Below are 20826 nucleotides of genomic sequence, written 5' to 3' on the forward strand. Positions count from 1 at the left end.
GGCGTCGAGGCCACCTCGCAGTCGAACGTCCTCGGCTTCGGCCGGAACATGGACGACCCGAGCAACTACGAGGAGATGAAGGAGCGGCTGAAGGTCGCCATCGAGAAGTACTTCCGCCCGGAGTTCCTCAACCGCCTGGACGACATCATCGTCTTCCACAACCTGACGCGGGAGGACCTGAAGCACATCATCGACATCGAGCTGACGAAGGTCCGCCAGCGCCTGGCCGACCGGGGGTTGCAGCTCATCCTCACCGAGGAGTCGAAGGATTACATCATCGACAAGGGCTTCAACCCCGATTACGGTGCCCGGCCGCTCCGCCGGGCGATCGAGAACATGATCGAGGACCCGATGTCCGAGTCGATCCTCCGGGGCGAGTTCAAGGGCAAGGACACCCTGACCGTCACCGTCGGCGACACCGAGGACGGCCCGAAGCTCGTCTTCGAGGCCACGACCAAGGGGGAGGAAGCGCTGGCCGGTGCCGGCTCGGCCTCCTCGGGTGAGGGGCAGCCGAGCGGCGAAGAAGGCGGCTCGGACTGACACCCCTGCCCGGCCCGCAACACCGTTGCGGCGTGACAGGCCAATACCAAAAAGCGGGGTGGAGCATGACTCCACCCCGCTTTTTGTAGTGTTGCCGGCCGAGGGACGCTGCATCGCCTGGGTTATTGCCCGCCGGGCCAGATGCGATCGGCCGCGATCCGGACGTTGCGGGAGTAGCGGACGCTGGGGGTCGGGGACCAGGGGGACGTGATCGGCGACGCGCCGTAGAATTTCACATAGTTCTCCACGACGTTGTGATTCGGGTGGCGAGTCCGGGGGACGGTCTGTTCGAGGGCGAGTTTGCCATCGATCCAGATCTTGATGGTGGTCGGCCCGGTGGTCCACTTGTAGTACATCTCGACGTCGAACCAACGGCCGACGGGAAGGGGGATGGTCGACCAGGCGCTGCCCGGGTTGCCGGTCATCCCGTAATTCCAATCCAGTCGAACGCGCATCGAGCCGTCCTGGGCCAGGAACAGGCCGGGCGACGTGTGCCAGCGGTTCGAGCCGTTCGGGCCGACCGAATGCCAATCGAGGAGGCTGATCCAGGGCCCCGACCGCCCTCCGGCGCGGAGGACCTCGGGGAAGTACCACTCCTGGGCGAGGTAGACCCCTTCTTCGCTCTTTGCCTGCTTGGCGAAGGCCGGGTTGGAGAAGCTGTAGAGACCTGCCTGCGACCGGCCGACCTTCGGCCCGAAGACGGCGAAGTGCCGCATGGCGAAGCCGGGGCCGCCGGCGGGGTCGGGGACCTTGGACAGGTTCGCGCCGTTGGCGTCGCTCGGGGCGACGGTCTTCCCGTTGTACTGGGTGGAGTACCCGCTGAACCCCCAGGGCCGCTGCTGCCCCTCCTGGATGTTGTCGGCCCAGAGGATGGGCGTCGGCGCGGCGGTCTCACGCACGGGCAGGAACTGGCGGGACCCCCAATGGGTCGGCCACCACATGACCACATTCTTCGGCGGGGCGATGAAATTCACCCAGGCCCGCTGATTCGTGCTCGATTGATCGCTGGCCCAGGAGCCGAAGTAGCCGTAGCGGGCGACCGGCATGGGGTAGGGATTGCCTTCCAGCCTGGCGACCTCGACGAGGGCATCGTACAGGCCATGCTCTCGGGCGGTCTGGAGCTCCGCGACGGTCGGGAGCCGCCAGTTCGAATGGCCTGCGGCGTACTTGGTCGCCTCGAAATCGCGGAGACCAGAGGTCGCCACCCAGGGGTATTTCCCCTGGAGCAGGATCTGACCGTACGGCGGCGGCAGCAGCGCCTCGCCGGCGGGCCAGGCCAGGCCGGTGTCGGTGTCGATCACGGCGTACTGCTCGGGGTGGTAGGTGAACCAGGGCCCGACCGGGATCGCGTCCTGGGATCGGGCCTCACTCGCGATGCAGACCAAGCAGAGCGCCGTCGCGAGGCATTGCTGCAAGCGTGTCAACGTGATTTCTCCTTTGTGCGTCAGGTCATCTGCGAACGGTCGGGGGACGGTGGCTCGACGTCGACGTCGGCGGCATTCCGGGCCGTCCGGGCAACGAAACTAACGATCGCCGTATCCCTCTGTCGAGAGGCCAAACCGGCAAATCTTGGCAAATTTCCACGACGATGCATCAACGATTTTTTTGATGCGCGGATGGCCAGATCCGTGCCATCATTCGCCCTTTCATGGCGGAAATCCCAAGGAAATACCGCTCCATCAACGCGCAATGGCGTTTGATTCGGACGATCAGACCGCGGCGCGAACTCGTCACCGTCGACGAAATGAAACAGCCTTTTATAGCTTGTCTTGCCGACTCCTCGGCAGACAGATCCGGCTCGCTCCGTGCCCGCTCTCCGGCGGGAGTGTGCTCGATCAGACCGGATCACCCGATCGACTGATCCAACCATAGAGCGCGATAAGCGCGATGGTGAATTCGGGCGACGGAGAATGTTCGCGGGCCTCTCGCGGGCCGCCCGGCGGTCGACCCATCACGATTGGCCGATCGGACCGAGGAGGGCGTGGGGGCGATCGGCGTGGCGTCGGGCGACGGCGAGGATCGAGACGAGTCGAGGGGAGGGGGAGAAATCGGGCTGGGGATCGGGCGGGATTCCGGCGAGGGCCGGCGCCGTCGGCCGGCCGGGACGACCGAGGGGGATCGAGCCCTTCCCGAGCGTCGCGCGCTCGGGCCCTCGGGAAGGGCCTTGCCATCGCACCGGGGAGGGCGGGGTTGACGCACGATCGGGTGCGATGCCGGGGCCGAGGGGCCAGCCCCGACGGCGCGTCGATCAGTCGCCGGCCGCGCTCGTGAACGTATCGGCGGGGGTCTCGTCGCGGTCCCGGAGGCGGAGGAGCACGACGGAGCGGCCCTTGAGGTCGTAGGCGTGGCCCCGCTCGAAGGTCTCGCAGACGGGGTCGGCGTCGGCGGTGTCGAGGAGGACCTCCCAGATCCGTTCCGGCTGGTGCTCGGGGAGGACGAAGGGCACCGGCTCCCAGTGGGCGTTGAACAGGGCGAGGACCGTCTCGCTGACGATCGGCTCGCCGCGCTCATCGACCTCGCCGATGGCGTCGCCGGCGAGCCTCATGCCGATGCACCGGACGAAGCCGGCGTCCCAGGCCTCGTCTCCCATCTCCTGGCCCGAGGGGTCGAGCCATGAGAGATCCTTGACGTCCTCGCCCCGGATCGCCCGCCCTTTGAAGAAGTTCCGGCGCTGGAAGACGGGGAAGGCCCGCCAGATCCGGCTGACCTTGCGCACGAATTCGAGGAACTCGCGGCGGTCGTCGTCGAGGTCCCAGTCGAGCCAGCTGATCTCGCTGTCCTGGCAGTAGGTGTTGTTGTTGCCGCCCTGGGTGTGCATGATCTCGTCGCCGGCGAGCATCATGGGGACGCCCTGCGAGAAGAAGAGGGTGGCGATGAAGTTGCGCATTTGCTGGGCGCGCAGGGCCTTGATCGCGGGGTCGTCGGTCTCCCCCTCGACGCCGCAGTTCCAGGAGCGGTTGTCGTCGGAGCCGTCGCGGTTGCCCTCGTGGTTGGCCTCGTTGTGCTTCTCGTTGTAGGAGACGAGGTCGCGGAGTGAGAAGCCGTCGTGGCAGGTGATGAAGTTGACGCTGGCGTAGGGCTTGCGGCCGTCGTTCTGGTACAGGTCGCTGGAGCCGGAGAGGCGGGTGGCCAGCTCGTTGGCGGTGCATTCCTGGCCGCGCCAGAAGTCTCGGATCTCGTCGCGGTAGATGCCGTTCCACTCGGCCCAGCCGGGGGGGAAGTTGCCGACCATGTAGCCGCCCGGCCCGACGTCCCAGGGCTCGGCGATGAGCTTGACCTGCGAGAGGACCGGGTCCTGGTGGATGATGTCGAAGAAGGATCCGAGGCGGTTGACCTCGTAGAGCTCCCGGGCGAGGGTGCTGGCCAGGTCGAACCGGAAGCCGTCGACGTGCATCTCGGTGACCCAGTAGCGCAGGCTGTCCATGATCATCTGCAGGACGCGCGGGTGCGACATGTTGGGGACGTTGCCGCAGCCGGTGAAGTCCATGTAGTAGCGCGGGTCCTCGGGGGAGAGCATGTAGTAGGCGGCGTTGTCGACGCCTCGCCAGGAGAGGGTCGGGCCGTTCTGGTTCCCCTCGGCCGTGTGGTTGTAGACGACGTCGAGGATGACCTCGATGCCGGCCGAGTGCAGGCCGCGGACCATGCTCTTGAACTGCTGGACGGCGTCGAGGACCGGATGCTCCTCGGCGTAGCTGATGTGGGGGGCGAAGAAGGAGAGGGTGTTGTAGCCCCAGTAGTTGACCAGCCCTTTTTCCTCGAGGTAGCGGTCGTCGGCGTGGTGGTGGACGGGCAGCAGTTCGATGGCGGTGACGCCCAGCTCGTTCAGGTGGCGGAGGATCGGCTCGCTGGCGACGCCGAGGTAGGTGCCGCGCATGTGCTCGGGGACGTCGGGGTGACGCATGGTCAGCCCCTTGACGTGCGACTCGTAGAAGAGGGTCTTGTGCCAGGGGGTCTTCGGGGGGCGGTCGTCTCCCCAGGTGAAGGAGGGGTCGATTACCTGGGCGAGCGGGGCGAACGGGGCGCTGTCGCGCTCGTCGAAGTCGAGGTCCGAGCCGCCGATCGGGTAGCCGAACAGGGAGTCGTCCCACCTGAGTCGGCGGCCGATGAGCTTGGCGTAGGGGTCGAGCACCAGCTTGTTCGGGTTGAAGCGGTGCCCGTGGGCCGGGTCGTATGGCCCGTGGACCCGGTAGCCGTAGAGCTGGCCGGGCATCAGGTCGGGCAGGTAGGCATGCCAGACGAGGTCGGTGCATTCGGTCAGGGGGATTCGCTGCGATTCGCGCTCGGCATCGACCGAGTCGAACAAACAGAGTTCGACCCTGGTCGCGTTTTCGGAGAACAGGGCGAAGTTGACTCCGGTGCCGTCCCAGGTGGCGCCCAGGGGGTAGGGTTGTCCCGGCCAGACTCTCATCGGTGGATTCCAAAGATCGGTGATGGGGAAGAACCGGGGCCCGATCGTCGGCAGACGCTTCGGGGCGCTCGCGAACACGGCGATCGAGTGTACTCGCCCGCGACGTCGGCAGGCAGGGGGTTCAGTTCACGGCGCCGGGGAGGGAGGAGTGTCGCGACTCGAGGATTGGGCCACCGGGACAGCGCAGTTGCAAATCATGCGCCGAGGGCCCGGGACGCCGGGCCGACTCGGGCAATCAACGGCGGGGGGTGTGCCGCGAGGCGATGCCGTAATCGACGCGGAGCACCGACGGGGCTCCGCCGGCCGGGGCGGGTTCCTCTCGGGAAGGCAGCGATCGGCCCCGGCCGCCTGACGAGAACCGGGCCCGGATCCGTTCCAGGAGGATGATGAAGGCCGGGACGAGGATCGGCCGGACGATGAAGGTGTCGAGCAGGACGCCGACGGCCAGGGCGAAGCCCAGCTCCCGGAGGGCGAGCAGCTTGCCGGTGAGCATCGAGCCGAACGTCCCGGCCATGATCAGGCCGCAGGAGCTGATGATGCCGCCCGTGGCGGCGACGGCGCGGCGGGTGCCGTCGATCGGGCCGTGCCCGTCTTCCTCCTCCAGGACGCGAGACATGAGGAAGATGTTGTAGTCCTCGCCGACGGCCACCAGGATGACGAACAGGAAGAAGCTGACCTTCCAGTCGAGCCCCTGCCAGGGTTCGGGGCCCTCGTGCAACGCCTGGAAGACGAGGTCGGTCAGGCCGAGGGTGGCGAGGTAGCCGAGGACGACCGTGGCGATCAGGTAGAGGCAGATGCCGGGGCGGCGGAGGAGGAGGACGAGGATCGCATACACGCCGAGCGTGACCAGGACGTACATCCGCTTCTGGTCGTTGCCGATGGACGATCGCAGGTCGTAGAGCATGGGGGTGGAGCCGGCATAGCCGACCTCGGCCCCGGCGAGCGGCCCGGCCTCGGCGGCGGTCAGGGCGTTGACCTCGCGCTGGATGGCGTTGAGGGCGTCCATCCCGTCCTCGGAGAAGGGGTCGATGGCCAGGAGGATGTCGATGCGGGAGATGGAGCCGAGGTCGGACGGATCGGCGGGGCGGGTGCTGACGTAGACCGGCTCGGCGGCCTGATAGCCGCGCTCGATCAGGGCGTTGCGGGCCTGCTCGATCGGCCGGCGGAGGAAGCCGGGCAGGGCCTGTTCCTCGGACGAGAGCCGGATGGTCTCTTCGAGCGGCTCGCCGAGGGGCCGGGAGAGGGATCGGATGCGGGCGACCTCGGGCAGGGCTTCGAGGCGTTCGGAGAGGTCGGCGAGGACCTGCCGGCCCTCGTCGTCGCGGAAGTCGAGGCCGGGGGCGTGGACGAGCAGGGTGGTGGGGCCGAGCTCGCCGATCGGGAAGTAGTCTCGGATCAGGCGGGCGCCGATCTTGCTCGGGGCCGAGTTGGGCAGGTCGGAGAGCTGCCCGTAATTGGAGGTGACCCTGGTGCCGTAGACGGCCAGCGGGGCGAGCGACAGCAGGCTGACGGCGAGGATGATCCCCGGGCGATGGGCGACGAGGTTGGCGACCCGCCCCCAGGGGCCCTTCAGGGCGGCGGCGGCCTGGTCGGGCACTCCGTCGCGGAGGTGGTGGGCCTCGGCCGCGGCCTCGACCTCGGCCCGGACGACGGGGGGGGGGCCGAAGGGCCAGTCGATCGTCCGGCCGAACCACTTGAGCAGGACCGGCGCCAGGGTCAGGGCCGCGAGCAGGGCGACGGCGAGGCTCAGGGCGATGGCCGGCCCGCTGTACTGGATCTTGGCGAAGCTGGAGAACCAGAGCATGCCCAGGCCGACGATCACCGTGCCGGCGCTGGCGACCAGGGCGGCGCCGACCTGCCGGATGGCGATGCCGAGGGCCTCGGGGATGGTGTGGCCGTGGGCGCGTTCCTCGCGGTATCGGGCGATCAGGAAGAGGCAGTAATCGGTCCCGGCCCCGAACAGGACGACGATGACGAAGACCTTCGTGACGTTGATGACCTGGAAGTCGAGGCCGGGGACCCAGCGGAGCGTCGGCAAGCCTTTGAGCGAGATGAAGACCGACAGGGCGATCGTGAGCAGCGGGATCAGGGCCAGCAGGGGCGACCGATAGACGGCCAGCAGGATAGCGATGACCAGGGCGATGGTGGCGTAGGTCGTCGTGTCGATGCTGGCGTTCGACGACTCGTTCATGTCGTGGCCGACGACGGCCGATCCGGTCAGGGCGAGCCGGAGGCCCGAGGGGACGGCGCCGGCGAGGTCGTCGATCACTCCCTCGATGGCGTTGACCGTGAGCCTGGCCTGCTTGCTGGCGTAGGTTGCCTCGATCCCGACCAGGGTGAGCGCGGCCTGACCGCCCCCCTCGACCCCATTGCCGCCGATGAGGATCGAATCCATGTAGCGGTCGCGGTAGTCGGTCACGGTGGCGATGTCGAACTCGGGGCCGATGAGCCCCTTGAGCCGATCGGCCAGGGTGCCGATGAACGCCAGGTCGTCGGCGGTCAGCGGCCCTTCGGCCCGCTCGACGGCCACGACGGCGGTGGACTCGGTCGCCTCGGGGAAGCCGCGTTCGAGCAGGGTCTGCCCCTCGACGCTGAGCGAACCGGCCGGAAAGAACCGGACGTCGTCGTCGAGGCTCACCTCGTCCCAGGACGGGGCGTAGCGGTTGAGCGCGAACGCCAGGGCGATCCAGGCCAGCACGAGAAGGAGGCCCCGGCGGATCACCAGTCGTGCGATCAGGTCGAAGATCATGGACGGATTCCAGGCGCTGGCCGACCTCGGGATCGCGTCCCTCGCGATCCGGGGAGATGCTCAGAGTCTCGCTCGGGCGTTGGCCTGCGTAAGTCGTTGGCAGACACGATAGTCGAATTCGTTCGAGCTGTCAAAACCGCTCGGAACTTCCCCATCTTGCATCACTCACCGAGGTTGTCACCGAACGGGATTGCAGGCGGCCGTTGATCGTTCCCGAGTTGAGATCGGCAGGATGGTGGTTTCGAGTCCAACGTTGAATGGGGAAAGGACGCTCCGGCGGGCGGCTCGACACCGGCACCGGGGGGCATTACGATGGTCGGCGGGGATGACAGGTGTTCATCGTCTCGATCCCTTTTTTTTTTCGCGAACGGGAGGGAGTCCCGATGTCGACCCGCCTCGGCTCGAAGGCCGCCGCGTCGCAGGTCGAGTATCCCGACAGCGACGGTAAGCGGATGGCGGAGAACACGCTCCAGTTCCAGTGGATCGTCACGATCAAGGAAGGACTCGATGCGCTCTTCCGCGATCGGGCCGATGTCTTCGTGGCCGGCGACCTGCTCTGGTACCCGATCGAGGGGGACAATAAGACTCGGACCGCGCCGGATGCCCTGGTGGCCTTCGGTCGGCCGAAGGGTTACCGGGGGTCGTACAGGCAGTGGGACGAAGGGGGGATCGCCCCTCAGGTGGTCTTCGAGGTGCTCTCCCCTGGGAATCGGGCCGGAGAAATGCGCCGCAAGCTCCAGTTCTACGAGCGGTTCGGCGTCGAGGAATATTATGTCTACGACCCCGACCGCAACACCTTTGCCGCCTACCGACGCGAGGGGGAGAGGCTCGTGCCGATCCCCGATCCCGCCGGCATGGTCAGCCCGAGGCTGGGCGTCCGCTTCGAGCTGACCGACGACGCCTTCGCCCTGATCGGACCCGATGGCCGGCGCTTCTTGACCTACCTGGAACTGGCCGAGCAGCGCGACGCACTGGCCCGGGGCGAGGAGCAGCAGCGGCTCCGGGCGGATCGGCTGGCGGAGAAGCTCAGGGCGTTGGGGATCGACCCGGACGCGTTGGATTGATCGGCACACGGCGCGATCGGATGGATCGCCCGTCAACGCGGCGCCGGCTGGTTGACGAGGCAGCGGAGCGGCTGGCCGAGGAGGAGCCGGCGGACCTCCTCGGCCGACTTGCGGCGCATCTCGATGAACCCCTCGACGCTGTAGAAGGCGACGTGCTGGGTCAGGAGCACGCGGGGGTGGCGGCGGAGGCGGTCGTCGTCGAGCGGTTCGCGTTCGACCACGTCGAGCCCGGCGCCGGCGAGGTGCTCGGAGTCGAGCGCCGCGAGCAGGGCCTCCTGGTCGACGATCGGCCCGCGGGCGGTATTGATCAGGACCCCGTGTTCGGGCATCAGGGCGAGCCGCTTGGCATTGACCAGGTGGTGCGACGAGGCGTCGAGGTAGCAGTGGACGCTGACGAACTGGCTCTGCTCGAACAGCTCCTCGATCGACTCGGTGCGGCGGACGCCCAGGGCCTTCTCGAAGCCGGGGGAGACGTGCGGGTCGTAGAAGACCACGTCGAGCCCGAACGCCTTCGCCCGGATCGCCGTGGCGGTGCCGATCCGCCCGCAGCCGACCAGGCCGATCGTCCGGCCGCGGAGACGGGGGACGCCGTAGACGATCGGCACCTCCCAGTCGCCCTCGACGATCGAGTTGTGGCACGGCACGAGGCGACGGACGACGGCCAGGAGCATCATGATGGCGTGATCGGCGACTTCCTCGGCGCCGTAGTCGGGCACGTTGCAGACGGGGATGCCCCGCCGCCCGGCCGCCTCGATGTCGATGTTGTTGTAGCCGACGCCGGCGCGGACGATCCCCCGGCAGCGGTCGAGGCGGTTGATGGTGGCCTCGGTGAGCATCGGGACGTCGTGGTAGACGATCAGGGCATCGGCGGTCGGCAGGCGGTCGAACAGCTCGGCTTCCTCGTGGGCGCAGGCCAGTTCGACCTGGGCGAGCTCGTCGAGGATGGGGAGTTCCACCTCGGATTCGGTGAGGAAATCGGTCACGAGGACCCGGAAACGGTCGGCCATGGGAGGGACTCGGCACGCATTGGGGAGGGGGGAGGGAACGGGCAACAGGCTCGCTCAGGCCCGTCGGGAGACGCCGAAGGGCTGGGCACCGAACCAGGATCGAACCCGGCGAGGCTCGGCGAGGATGAACCTGACACGCGGATCGAGGTCGGAGTCGGGGTCGGCGTAGCGATCGAACTCGCCCTGGGGCCCGGCCCGGGGGCCGGGATCGAGGTGGATCTGGGGGGGAAGCCCCCGGAGCAGCTTGCTCAGGAACCCCGAGGGGGGCACGACGGTCGCCGACCGGACCTGATCGCGGGGGAGCGACCACGGCTCGGCATCCCAGGCGGAGGGGAAGAACCAGACCCGGCGATCGGTCAGGGCGAGCGTCCCCGGCAAGGACTTCGGGCGGGCGAGCAGGCGGGCCGGGACCTCGTCGAGCACCCGCTCGGTGGGGCCGAGGTGGAACCCGAAGCCCTGGTAGGCGTCGTCCTCGCGATCGTTCCGCGGGGTCAGCCATCGGCGCATGGGGAGATCGAGGAGCATTTTGACCAGGACATCGACCACGACGGTCAGCAGCGCGGCCAGCACGAAGGCCATGAAGACCGTCCTCGGCGTGTAGCCGAGGAGCCAGGCCAGGCGGAGCCCCGCCGGGAACCCCCGGGCCTGGCGGTGGATCGCCATCCACAAGGCCAGTTCCCCGGTCAGGGCCAGGATGGCGAAGCTCCACCAGAGAAACGGGCCGGTGGCCAGGCGGATCCGCCCACCAGTCTGTTCGCGAGCCCAGTCGATCACCCTTGCGCCTCGCTCCTCGTTGCCGATTGCTTGAGCACTGCAAGACATCCCCTTCGAGCATAGATCGGTTATCCACGATCGCATCGCCCGGATCAACCCGCCGTGCCGGATCTCAAACGGGTTGGAGCGGTCCTGTGGCGTCGGCACCACTTGCCCCGCGCCTTGGAGTTTGCAAGGCATTAGAATCGGGCGATTCCAAAAAATTGCGTCCGATGACCTCCACCCGTTTGAGCGTATCCGAGGCCCGCTGCGATCATGCCACGTATCAAGGACCGCCTGGCGCAAGGGAAGACCGTCCGATTGTTCGGCGTCGGTCAGTTGTTCCACCCGAAGCTCGTGGAGATCATCGGCGAGCACGGCGGCTACGACGGCCTCTGGCTCGACCAGGAGCACTCGGGCCTGAGCCTCCGGGAGATCGAGACGGCCGTCGTCGCCGCCCGGGGCTATGGCCTCGATCACTTCGTGAGGATGCCGGCGACCGATTACGCCTCGATCATGCGGCCGCTGGAGATCGGCGCCGGCGGGGTGATGGTCAGCATGGTCCGATCGCCCGAGGAGGCCGAGCGGGCCGTGCGCTGGGCCAAGTTCTGGCCGAGGGGCGAACGCGGCATGAACGGCGGCAACCGCGACGGCCGATTCGGCCTCACGCCCCTGGCCGAGTACGTCGAGAAGGCCAACGCCGACACATTTGTCGGCATCCAGATCGAGACGGCCGGCGCGATCGAGTCGATCGCCGAGATCGCCGCCGTGCCCGACGTGGATCTTTTGTTCGTCGGCCCGGCCGACATCAGCCAGGTGCTCGGCGTCCCCGGCCAGTTCGAACACCCGAAGTGCCTCGAGACGATCGAGCGCATTGCCGACGCCTGCCGAGCCGCCGGAAAGCCCTGGGGCGTCGTCCCCCGGGGTCCCGAGTACGCCGATCGGATGGCGAAGCTCGGCTGCAAAATGTTCGTGTTTGGTTTCGACGTGCATGCCCTGCACGAGGGGGTCCGGACGATGAAGCGTCGCTACGAAGCGTTCTTCCAGGAGGATTGAGAACGCACCGGTCCGAGAAAAAAACCTGGAAGAATCCCGGGATGAAACCATCCGACTGTTGTCAAAGGGATAGTGACGACACGTCGGACCTCGGGATGCTCGGCATATGGACCCGCACCAGATCGGCAGGCTGATCGACCGGCACGCCGATGCGTTGGTCCTGTTCGCCAGGCAGTGGTGCGACGCCCCGGAGGATGTCGTACAGGAGGCGTTCGTGGCCCTGGCTGGCCAGCGCCCGACGCCGGAGAACCCGGCGGCGTGGCTCTTCCGGGCCGTCCGCAACGGGGCGATCAACGCGGCGAAGGCCGCCCGACGCCGCCGCCGGCACGAGTCGAACGCCGCCGCCAGGTCGCCCGACTGGTTCGAGGCATCCCCGCCAGACGCCGGGACGATCGACCCCGAGGCGGCCGAGGTCGCCTTGCGCGCCTTGCCGATCGAGCAGCGCGAGGCGATCGTCGCGCACCTGTGGGGCGGCCTGACCTTCGAGCAAATCGGGGCGATGAGCGGCCGATCGTCGAGTGCCGCGCATCGCCTGTACCAATCCGGATTGAAGACCCTGAGACAACGCCTGGGGGTGCCATGTCCGACCCGAAGCCGGACCTCCCGCCCGAGGGGGGATTGAACGCGATTGAGGCCGCGCTCGGGTCGCTCGCCCCCACCCGGGGCACGATCGACCGCGACCGCCTGATGTTCCTGGCCGGGCGGGCCTCGGTGCGGAGATCCGCGGCCGAGCGGTTCGCCTGGCCGTCGATCGCGGCGGCCTTCGCCGTGGTGGCGCTGGGCGAGGCGGCGATCCTCGTGCATCGCCCGGAGGCCGGGCCGCGGATGGTCGAGCGGGTTGTTGTGGCGGAATCACCACCCGACCAGGAACCCCCGACCCCACGCGAGCCGATTCCGGAGCCGCCCGCCGAGGTGGTGATCCTGCACCGATCGAGCCGGAAGGAATCGGCCGCGTTCGATCGGCCCTTGCCAGGCCCGTCGGACACCTCGCCCGCGGCCGTGCGGATGCGGGTGCTTCGGCTCGGCATCGAGGGCCTGCCGGAGCCCCCTCCCCTGCCCGTCGCCATGCATGCCGGGGGGGAATCGACCACGCCGACCGCCCGGGCGTCCCGGGCCGAACTGAACCGCCTTCTTCAGTGGGGACAACCGTCATGAATCGTTGGATTCTCGCGTTTTTTGCCGGAGTGATGTCCCTGCCTTCGCCCGGGACTGCCCTCGGCCAGTCGGACGAGGACGGGCCGACCGTCCTGACCCTCCGCCCGGCCGGCGAGCCGAGCCCGGCCTTGAAATACACCCTCCTCCCCAAACGCCGCGACCTCGTCCCGGGCAACGCGGCGGTGTTCTACCATCGTGCTCTGTTGATGCTCCAGCAACAGCGGAACGCCGAGCGGTACGAGGCCCGACGCATGGGAAAGGAGCAGTCCGAGATTGCGGAAATCGGGCTCTCCGATTGGATCAACGGCCCGATCGACGCGATCCCCCGACAAGAGGCCCAGGCACTGCTTGATCGCTATGCGTCCATTTTGCGGGAGGTGGAACTCGGCGTCCTTCGTCGTGATTGCGATTGGGGCTTCGACAACCGGCCGGAGACGATCGAGCTGCTCTTGCCCGAGGTGCAGGAGTCGCGGTCGCTGGCTCGGTTGGTTTCACTCCGGGCCCGGATGGCGATCCTGGAGGGGAATACCGAGGACGCGGTTCACTGGCTGCGGACCGGCTACGCGATGGCCCGCCACGTGAGCGAGGGCTCGTCGCTCGTCCAGGCGTTCGTCGGGATCGTGATCGCTGGAGTCATGTCAAACGACCTCACGGAACTGATCCAGGCCAAAGGGACGCCGTCCTTGTACTGGGCACTCGCGAACCTGCCAGGGCCGATGATCGAGCTGGACGAGGCGATTGAAGGGGAGCGATCGCTCGTCGAACGGATGTTCCCCGACTTGCTCGAACTGGACGGCCCGGCCTGGAGCGCCGAGCGGGGGAGGATCTTCCTCGACAGCCTGGCCGAGCAGCTCCAGGGATGGACGGGTTCCGCCCCCTCCGACCAGGGATCGATGGCCCTGTTCCTGACCGGCCTGATTGCACGGAATTACCCCGAGGCGAAGCGGGAACTTGTCGAATCGGGCCGAGATGAGGCGGAGGTCGAGGCGATGCCGGCAATCCAGGTCGTCGGCATCCTCGCCTGGCGCGATTACGTCGCCCTGAGCGATGACGTGTACAAGTGGGTGAGTCTGCCCGCCAGGGAAGCCAATCGGAGGATCGACGCGACGTATTCCTACCGGACGATCGAGGAGAAGCTTGCCAGGCCGGGCCTCTCGCTGTTCTTGCTCGTCTCGCCCGCCTTGAATTCCGTCCTCATGGCCCAGACGCAGGTCGATCGGCGACTGGCCGCGCTGCGGTGCGTCGAGGCGATCCGGTTGTACGCCGAGGCACACGACGGCCGATTCCCGCCGAGCCTGGAGGCGATCGAGGAGGTCCCCACGCCGCTCGACCCGGCCACGGGAGAACCGTTCGGTTACGAGGTCGAGGGGGATGAGGGGGATGAGGCGGCTCTGACGGCCCCGCCGATCCCCGGCGGGCCGGATATCCCCGCCTATCGGATCAACTACCGCTTGCGAATGGCGGATTGAACGCCGGTGCGTGAAGTCCGAGAGACGGACCGTACGGTTTGCGACGGGCATTGGTGCGTCTTCGAAGACTCGACAGCACCCTACGACAGCTTCCACTCAAAAATCGTGGGATCACATCCCTCGATCTCGCCAACACGCCGGGTACCCCGGGTTCCGCGCCAGCGGATTCCGGGCACAGGGTCGGCTGGCCCATGGTGTTCCGCCCGGGGTCCGCTGACGCGGAACCCGGGGCACCCGGAGCCGACCCATCGGGACGGGAAGCGGTGCGACGAATCAGCAGGTTAACGGGTTGAAATTCCATCATTTCCTTACTCGGAGCGATCGAACATGAGTGTTCTTTCCACAATCACGATCCTCGCCGCGACGATGATCCCGCCCCCGGAGGACCCGAGGGCGGAGGCGATCGCCCCGTTCGTGCGGGCGGAGGTGTTCGCGGTCTTACACGTGGATCTGGCTCGGCTCGACCTGGACGACCTGGCCGATCGGGTGCTGTCGGGGGTGCTGGAACCGGGGGAGATCGACGAGGCCAAGGCGGGGGTCGTGGCCTGGGTCGAGGCGCTCCGGGGGGCCGGGGCGGAGGCCTTGTATGTGCTTGTTGACCCGGCGGACCTGCCCGGGTTGCCGGTGGTCGTCGTGCCGCTGGCCGAGGGGAGCGACGGCGAGGCGATCGGCCGGATTCTCTGCGGAGACGCCGAGGGGGAGCCTCCTGTTGCGTGGCCGACCTGCGCGATCATCCGGGGGGCCGTCTTCGCGGGGTCGGATGCGGCCCTGGAGCGGATTCGAGCTGCCGGGGCGACGCCGCGGCCGGAGCTGGACGAGGCGTTCGCCGCCTCGGGGGACGGGCCGGCACGGCTGCTGATCATCCCGAGCGCGAACCAGCGGAGGGTGATCGAGGAGCTGATGCCGAGGCTTCCCGAATCGTTCGGCGGCCTGGAGACCGCCCCGATCACCCGGGGGATGCGGTGGGCCGTTCTAGGGCTGGAGTCCGAGCCAGGCGTTCGACTGCGGGGGATCATCCAGTCGAGCGATGCGAGGGCGGCCGGGGACCTTGCTTCCGAATTCAGAGAGGCGATGAGTCGGCTTGGCGAAGGGCTCGGGGACGACCAGTCGATGAGTGCATTTGTGAGCAACCTTGAGCGAATCGAGATTGAGGGCGATGGGGACCGGCTGGTGCTCGCCGCTGATCTGGAGCAGGCCGGGGAGTTGGTCGGGGCTCCCGTGCGGAAGGCCCGCGCCGAGGCGAAGCGATCGCGGAGCATGAACACCATGAAGACCTTCGGCCTGGCGATGCACAACTACGCTTTCAATCAGAAATCGACCTTCCCGCCCGCGTATACGGTTGACGAGGACGGGAAACCGCTCTTGAGCTGGCGTGTTCATATTCTGCCGCACATCGAGCAGAAATCGCTTTATGACCAATTCCACCTCGATGAGCCGTGGGACAGCCCGCACAACGCGGCCCTGATCGGACGGATGCCGGAACTTTACCGGGGTCCAGGTGTCTTGGAGGAAGGGATGACCAACTATCTCGTCCCCCGGGGACGCGACACCATCTTCCCGGGAGCGGAGGGCGTGGCGCTCAAGGAAATTCTCGACGGGACCTCGAACACGATCATGGTCGTCGAGGCGAACCCGGCGCACGCGGTCGTCTGGACGATGCCGAATGACTGGGAAGTGGACGAGGAAGCCGATCCTGCAGCGCTGCTCGGGAATCACCCCGGGGGGTTCGTCGCGGGATTCGCCGATGGAGCAGCCAGGTTCTTCCGCGAGACGATCGACCCCAAGGTGCTCAAGGCCCTGACGACGATCTCGGGCGGCGAGGTGATCAGCGTGGATGATTTCTGATCGGGGGATGCCACGGGGCGCAATCGAACCGGGCGGGCCAGCCATCGCAGAGTTGCGAGGTCGATCCGCCCGGTGATTCGTTCGTCAGGGAGGTCGCCGTCGTGTTCAGAAGGCCCTGGAGTCAGTACCGAGGTAGGAGGAGTCGTTGCCGTAGCGTTCGAGGGTGCTGAGGACGCCGTCGTTGACGCGGCGGAAGAGCTGGTCGCGATACTCGGGGCGGACCTCGCGGAAGATCCAGTCGCGGGCCTCGTCGGAGAGGCCGCGGGAGCCCATCGATTCGGCGACGGCGCCGAGGGCTTCGAGGCGGTCGAGTTCGGTCGGATAGAAGACGACGCAGCGGCGGGCGTCGGGGAAGCGGCCGGCGGCGATCAGGCTCTCGACCAGGACATTGTTGAGGGTCGAGCGGAGGTCGGCGATCGGGAGCGAGGCGACGGTGCGGGCGGCCTCGGCGTAGTCGGTGGTCGCCTGGTCGGCCGATCCGCGGCGGACCTCGGCCTCGGCGACGGTGAGCAGGGCCTGGAAGCGGATCTCCAGCTCGGGGACCGATCGGGCGATCCGCCGGGCCAGGGGGAATTGATTCGAATTGGCGGCGGCGGAGGTGACGGCCGACAGGGTCACGTCGCGCCAGACGGGGGCGTCGATGGTCTGGGCGTAAGCCGCAGCCCGCTCGATGTAGTCGGTCGAGATGCGGCGGAGGTCGGCGAGGACCTCGGGCTGATCGGCCAGGCGGCCGGGGTTCCGGAACGCGACGACGCCGATCGCCTGGCCGCCGAGGGCCTGCTGCTCGGCGGCGAAGTACATCGTCTGGGGCCGATAGCCGATGGAGACGATCCGGGCCGCCAGTTCATTGGCCCGAGAGAAGGCGTCGAGCCCTCGTCGCAGCGCGTCGATCCGCTGCTCGGGAGAGAGCTCCTGCTCCAGCGAGAGGATGCCTGGGACCCCGGAGACGGCGGCGTTGATCGATTCCTGGGCGAGCTCGACGAAGGCCTTGCTGGTCGAGATCAGCCGCAGGTCGCGCCGGACCGGGTCGGCCATCTGCTCGATGGACTCGGTCGCCCGATCGAGGGCCGTCCGGGCGGTCTCCAGCTCTCGGGTGACGATCTTGTAGCGGGCCGCCTGGACGAGCGCGAGTGAGCGCTCGGTCGGGTCGTTGATCAGGAGGATGTTCTCGATCAACTCGGCGTCGATCTGCTCGACCTCCTCGCGCGAGAGCTCGGTCCCGGGCACCCCGGATCCGGCGCCGAAATCGGGACGCATGATCCCGCCGGGCGGGCGTCCGACGTCCTGCTGGGCCAGGCGCGATTCGTCCGGCGGCTCCGGGGCGACGATCGAGGCGGGCACGTCGGCCGGCGTCGGGAACTCCTCGGCGAGCGCCGGGAGGCCGAAGGAAGCCCCGAGCAGGACGCCGACGCCAAGGGCTGTCGTCCGTCGCAAGTCGCTGCGCTGTCTGGACATGGTGCCTCACCTTTTCCGGTACTCGGCCGGACTGCGTTGCCCCTCTCGGGCGCAGAGACGACTCCCCGACGCGGGCGATCCGGCGCCCGCTCGACCGTCGTCGTAAGGTTTGCTCGCGATCGGTGGCGGGTCAAATCGAGGGGGGAGTCAGTGGGTCTGGTCCCCCGGGATCGACCGATCTGCCGGGGGTTGCCGAATCTGACGGACGATTGGTGCGGCCGGTCGGTTGCCCGATCGGCGGTCGGCTCAGGCCTCGTCGGGCCGGGCGAAGAGGCGGCGAGGGTTGTCGAGCAGGACCAGGCGGGCCAGCTCGAGCGCCCGGTCCTCGGACCAGCCGCGCCCTCGGATGCAATCCTCGGCGAGGTACTCGGCCAGCAACCGGCGATACATGTTGAATTTCGGCAGGATGAATTCGAGCTTGTAGGCGTCGGAGTAGTAGCCGACCTGCTTGGTCTTGGGGACGGCCTGGAGCCGGGCCTTGAGGTCGGCGGCGATGAAGGCCGGGACGTTCGAGTACCACCAGTGGCCGTTGGGCACGACGTTCGGCAGGATCCAGGAGAAGGCGACCAGCTCGGCCCCGGCATCGGGAGAGAGGGTCGAGACGGGGAAGGTGACCTCGGGGAAGTGGTTGAACAGCTCGGCGTAGTCGTGCAGGCTGACGCGGCGGTCGAACAGGTCGCGGCCGCCGGAGACGCCGGCGGGGTAGACATTGCGGATCGGGCCGATCATCAGGTCGAACGGCAGCTTCCACTCGGCGCAGAGTTCGGCGAGGGTCCAGAAGACGAGGGATCGGATCTCCTCGTGCTCGTCGGGCCGCAGGTCCATGTGCTTCAAGGCCCGTCGGACGGAGTTCTGCGAGGCGATAGTCGTGGCCTTCCTGGGGATGAAATCCGGGGGCAGGCTGATGGCGCAGGCCCGTGCGCCGTGCTCGACGAAGTATTCGAAGAGCGAGGCGATCGCCATGCGGAGCGATTTCACGTCCTCGACATCCACGTTGGTCGAGGCCATGAGCCGTTGCAGGGTCCTCGGCTCGTGGAGCTTCAAGACGAGGTCGTCGGTGCGGAGGCAAGGGACGTAGGTCGAGGTGTCCCAGCCTTCGAGCGGGTCGTCGAAGTCGTTGGTCAGGAAGACGGCCTCGAGCTGGGATGTTTGCCAGACGGAGCGGTCCCAGGCCTCGCCGTCCTGGGAGTGGTCGGCGCGGCGGTAGAGGTCGTCGATGGTGTCGGCGTCGATCCGGTCGCCTTCGAAGCCGTGGAAGGTCCGGGCGATTTCGAGGAGCCAGGAATACTGGACCGTGTTGTCGATCCGGTGGAGGTTCCGGGAGAGGTTGCGGGCGCGGGTGAAGGGGTCGAGGCCGGGATCGACCTCGGAGGCGGGCATCCCGGCCGAGTGGGCCAGTTCGGTATAGTAGTGGTAGCCGAGGACTTCATCGAGGTTCCGCGCCGCCGGGCTGTGGGCGTCGATGTGCGAGTGCGGGTCGTAGATCGGCCAGGACGCGATCTGCTCGAACAGGGCCCGGGCCTGGGGATCGTGGGGCAGCGTGGTGCTCATCGCGGGGACCTCGGTCGTCTCGACTCGGAACGGAACGGATCAGACACTGGTGTCTCATTGAGATTGATCCGCCCAGCTTACGGAATCGCCCTGGGACGGCAACGGGGCGGTCAGGCGATCGGCGAAAGGGAGGGCATTGATGGCATCCGCGACGAGGCAGAAGGCGAGGGACGCGCGCATCGACCTGCTCGACGTCTCCTGGTCCGGGTTCAAGCGGATGCTCAAGGTGCGCGGCGAGCGGCGATCGCCCCGGATCTGGTACCTCGACGGGAGATTGACGCTGGTGTCACCCTCAATGCCTCATGAGCGATCGGCGCGGCGGCTTGGGATCTTTGTCATGGAGGTTTCGACGGGGCTGGAGATGCCCTGTACTCCGATCGGGGCCACCACGCTCTCCCGAGACGACCTGAACGTCGCGGTCGAGGGGGACGAGAACTTCTACCTCGCCCACGCGGAGCAAATGGTCGGCAAGACGGGACTCGACCTCAACGTCGACCCGCCGCCAGACCTGGCGATCGAAGTGGTCGTGACCCACGGCGCGAAACGAGCCATGGAAATTTACCGACGGCTCGGGGTGCCCGAGGTCTGGGTCTGCTCTCGATCGCGGTTGCGATTTTTCCGGCTTGGTGAGGACCGGGCTTACACCGAAACGCCCCTGAGCGTGGCCTTCCCGTTTCTTTCCTCCGCGGAGGTCTTCTCCTGGATCAATCAGCCCCATTCGGTCATCGAGTCTCATTGGGTCCTCCGGCTGAGGGCGTGGGTCCGCGACGAGTTGGCGCCTCGGGTTCGGGGCGAGGAGCGGCGAGACGGTGAGTGAGCACGGCGGACGGAGGCCCTTGAACGTCGTCGTGACCGGCGGCGGGACGATCGCGCCGATCGACGACGTCAGGCATATCGCCAACGCCTCGACCGGCCGGTTCTCGGCGAGCATCGCCGAAGCCTGGCTGGACCGGGGGGCATCGGTCTGGCACGTCCACGCGCCGACGGCGGAACTGCCGATCCGACGCCATCTGAACGCGATCGATTTAAGCCGCCCGGCCGAGGAGTTGCGGCTTCATCTGGAGACCCTTGCCGATCGCTGGCAGGGGCACCGGGATCGGCTGCATCTGGTCCCGATCACCCGGGGGACCGTGGCCGATTACGCGATGACGCTGGAGCAAGTGCTCCGGGCCGAGCCGATCGACGTGGTGATGCTGGCCATGGCCGCCTCGGACTACGAGCCGATTGCCGCGGCGGGCAAGATCCGATCGGACGCCGAGGTGCTCGACATTCACTGCCGAAGAACGCCGAAGGTGATTCAAATGGTGCGGGACTGGGCCCCCCGGGCCTATCTGGTGGGCTTCAAGCTGCTCTCGGGATCGGGGGAGGCGGAGCTGATCGAGGATGCACAGGCCGCTTGCCGAATCAACCGAACCGACCTGACGGTGGCGAATGATCTACGCCCTTATCGGGCCGGGCGGCATACAATAGCGTTGGTACGCCCGGATGCCCCGGTCGAAACATTGGGGCCGAACGACGGCGACCTGGCCCGGTTGCTCGTCGATCGCGTGGCCGATTGGGCCGCGGTTCGGCGCGAGCGATGATCGCCGGTCTGGAACGGAAACGGCGACGCATCCACGGCCGATTGGCTCGTTTCGTGGCCGTGGCACGAGGTGTGCCGTCTTGCGGACGATGATCGAATTCCCCGGTTCGCCCGAGGCGATCGAGCGGCCGGGGCATCCTTCTGTTGATCGGCCGGAGGTCCAGGGGATCGCCCTTGCCTCCCGAGCCCTAC

At 67.7% G+C, this 20826-nt stretch carries 15 protein-coding genes and 1 pseudogene; 9 read left to right on the plus strand and 7 right to left on the minus strand.

All coding sequences use genetic code 11. From position 1 onward, the window contains the following. Positions 1-540, plus strand: a pseudogene (locus AB1L88_RS15260) (NDP-hexose 4-ketoreductase); the annotation flags it as partial. A 122-nt stretch (positions 541-662) separates the two neighbouring features. On the opposite strand, the gene AB1L88_RS15265 reads toward AB1L88_RS15260, so the two are convergent. From AB1L88_RS15265 to AB1L88_RS15275, 3 genes are all read right to left on the minus strand, one after another. Beyond that, the gene (locus AB1L88_RS15265; RefSeq protein WP_367097534.1) at positions 663-1964 is read right to left on the minus strand and encodes a hypothetical protein; all 1302 of its coding nucleotides are present in this window, start codon (positions 1962-1964) and stop codon (positions 663-665) included. A gap of 824 nt (positions 1965-2788) precedes the next feature. After that, on the minus strand, positions 2789-4948 hold the full coding sequence (gene glgX, locus AB1L88_RS15270; protein WP_367097535.1) for a glycogen debranching protein GlgX: 2160 nt from the start codon (positions 4946-4948) through the stop codon (positions 2789-2791). Positions 4949-5183: 235 nt separating this feature from the next. Continuing rightward, positions 5184-7697 (minus strand): MMPL family transporter, encoded by a 2514-nt coding sequence (locus AB1L88_RS15275; RefSeq protein ID WP_367097536.1) that lies wholly within the window; start codon positions 7695-7697, stop codon positions 5184-5186. Positions 7698-8080: 383 nt separating this feature from the next. Here AB1L88_RS15275 and AB1L88_RS15280 point away from each other — a divergent pair, with 383 nt between their 5' ends. After that, on the plus strand, positions 8081-8761 hold the full coding sequence (locus AB1L88_RS15280) for a Uma2 family endonuclease (RefSeq protein WP_367097537.1): 681 nt from the start codon (positions 8081-8083) through the stop codon (positions 8759-8761). Between the two features lie 32 nt (positions 8762-8793). On the opposite strand, the gene AB1L88_RS15285 is transcribed toward AB1L88_RS15280, so the two are convergent. Together AB1L88_RS15285 and AB1L88_RS15290 are read right to left on the minus strand one after the other, a co-directional pair. After that, a complete protein-coding gene (locus AB1L88_RS15285; RefSeq protein WP_367097538.1) occupies positions 8794-9768 on the minus strand; it encodes a C-terminal binding protein in 975 nt (324 codons plus the stop codon). A 54-nt stretch (positions 9769-9822) separates the two neighbouring features. After that, the gene (locus AB1L88_RS15290) at positions 9823-10542 is read right to left on the minus strand and encodes a hypothetical protein (RefSeq protein WP_367097539.1); all 720 of its coding nucleotides are present in this window, start codon (positions 10540-10542) and stop codon (positions 9823-9825) included. Between the two features lie 255 nt (positions 10543-10797). On the opposite strand from AB1L88_RS15290, the gene AB1L88_RS15295 reads away from it, so the two are divergent. The 5 genes from AB1L88_RS15295 (at position 10798) to AB1L88_RS15315 (ending at position 16046) form a co-directional block, all read left to right on the plus strand. Continuing rightward, a complete protein-coding gene (locus AB1L88_RS15295; RefSeq protein WP_367097540.1) occupies positions 10798-11577 on the plus strand; it encodes an aldolase/citrate lyase family protein in 780 nt (259 codons plus the stop codon). A 106-nt stretch (positions 11578-11683) separates the two neighbouring features. Next, complete coding sequence (locus AB1L88_RS15300) at positions 11684-12199, plus strand: sigma-70 family RNA polymerase sigma factor (protein WP_367097541.1); 516 nt, start codon at positions 11684-11686, stop codon at positions 12197-12199. Beyond that, the gene (locus AB1L88_RS15305; protein ID WP_367097542.1) at positions 12196-12732 is read left to right on the plus strand and encodes a hypothetical protein; all 537 of its coding nucleotides are present in this window, start codon (positions 12196-12198) and stop codon (positions 12730-12732) included. The genes AB1L88_RS15300 and AB1L88_RS15305 overlap by 4 nt, the downstream gene beginning before the upstream one ends. Then, the gene (locus AB1L88_RS15310) at positions 12729-14201 is read left to right on the plus strand and encodes a hypothetical protein (protein WP_367097543.1); all 1473 of its coding nucleotides are present in this window, start codon (positions 12729-12731) and stop codon (positions 14199-14201) included. The genes AB1L88_RS15305 and AB1L88_RS15310 overlap by 4 nt, the downstream gene beginning before the upstream one ends. 327 nt (positions 14202-14528) lie before the next feature. Then, complete coding sequence (locus tag AB1L88_RS15315) at positions 14529-16046, plus strand: DUF1559 domain-containing protein (RefSeq protein ID WP_367097544.1); 1518 nt, start codon at positions 14529-14531, stop codon at positions 16044-16046. Between the two features lie 105 nt (positions 16047-16151). Here the strand turns inward: AB1L88_RS15315 and AB1L88_RS15320 are convergent, their stop codons facing one another. After that, positions 16152-17501, minus strand: a complete 1350-nt coding sequence (locus AB1L88_RS15320; RefSeq protein WP_367097545.1) for a hypothetical protein — start codon at positions 17499-17501, stop codon at positions 16152-16154. A gap of 246 nt (positions 17502-17747) precedes the next feature. Further along, positions 17748-19052 (minus strand): glucuronate isomerase, encoded by a 1305-nt coding sequence (locus AB1L88_RS15325; protein ID WP_367097546.1) that lies wholly within the window; start codon positions 19050-19052, stop codon positions 17748-17750. Between the two features lie 139 nt (positions 19053-19191). On the opposite strand from AB1L88_RS15325, the gene AB1L88_RS15330 reads away from it, so the two are divergent. After that, the gene (locus tag AB1L88_RS15330) at positions 19192-19869 is read left to right on the plus strand and encodes a Uma2 family endonuclease (protein WP_367097547.1); all 678 of its coding nucleotides are present in this window, start codon (positions 19192-19194) and stop codon (positions 19867-19869) included. Further along, positions 19862-20635, plus strand: coding sequence for a phosphopantothenoylcysteine decarboxylase (locus AB1L88_RS15335; protein WP_367097548.1), 774 nt, complete (start codon positions 19862-19864; stop codon positions 20633-20635). The genes AB1L88_RS15330 and AB1L88_RS15335 overlap by 8 nt, the downstream gene beginning before the upstream one ends. Positions 20636-20826: the final 191 nt, after the last annotated feature.

The sequence above is a fragment of the Tautonia sp. JC769 genome (assembly GCF_040717455.1).
Classification (GTDB): domain Bacteria; phylum Planctomycetota; class Planctomycetia; order Isosphaerales; family Isosphaeraceae; genus Tautonia.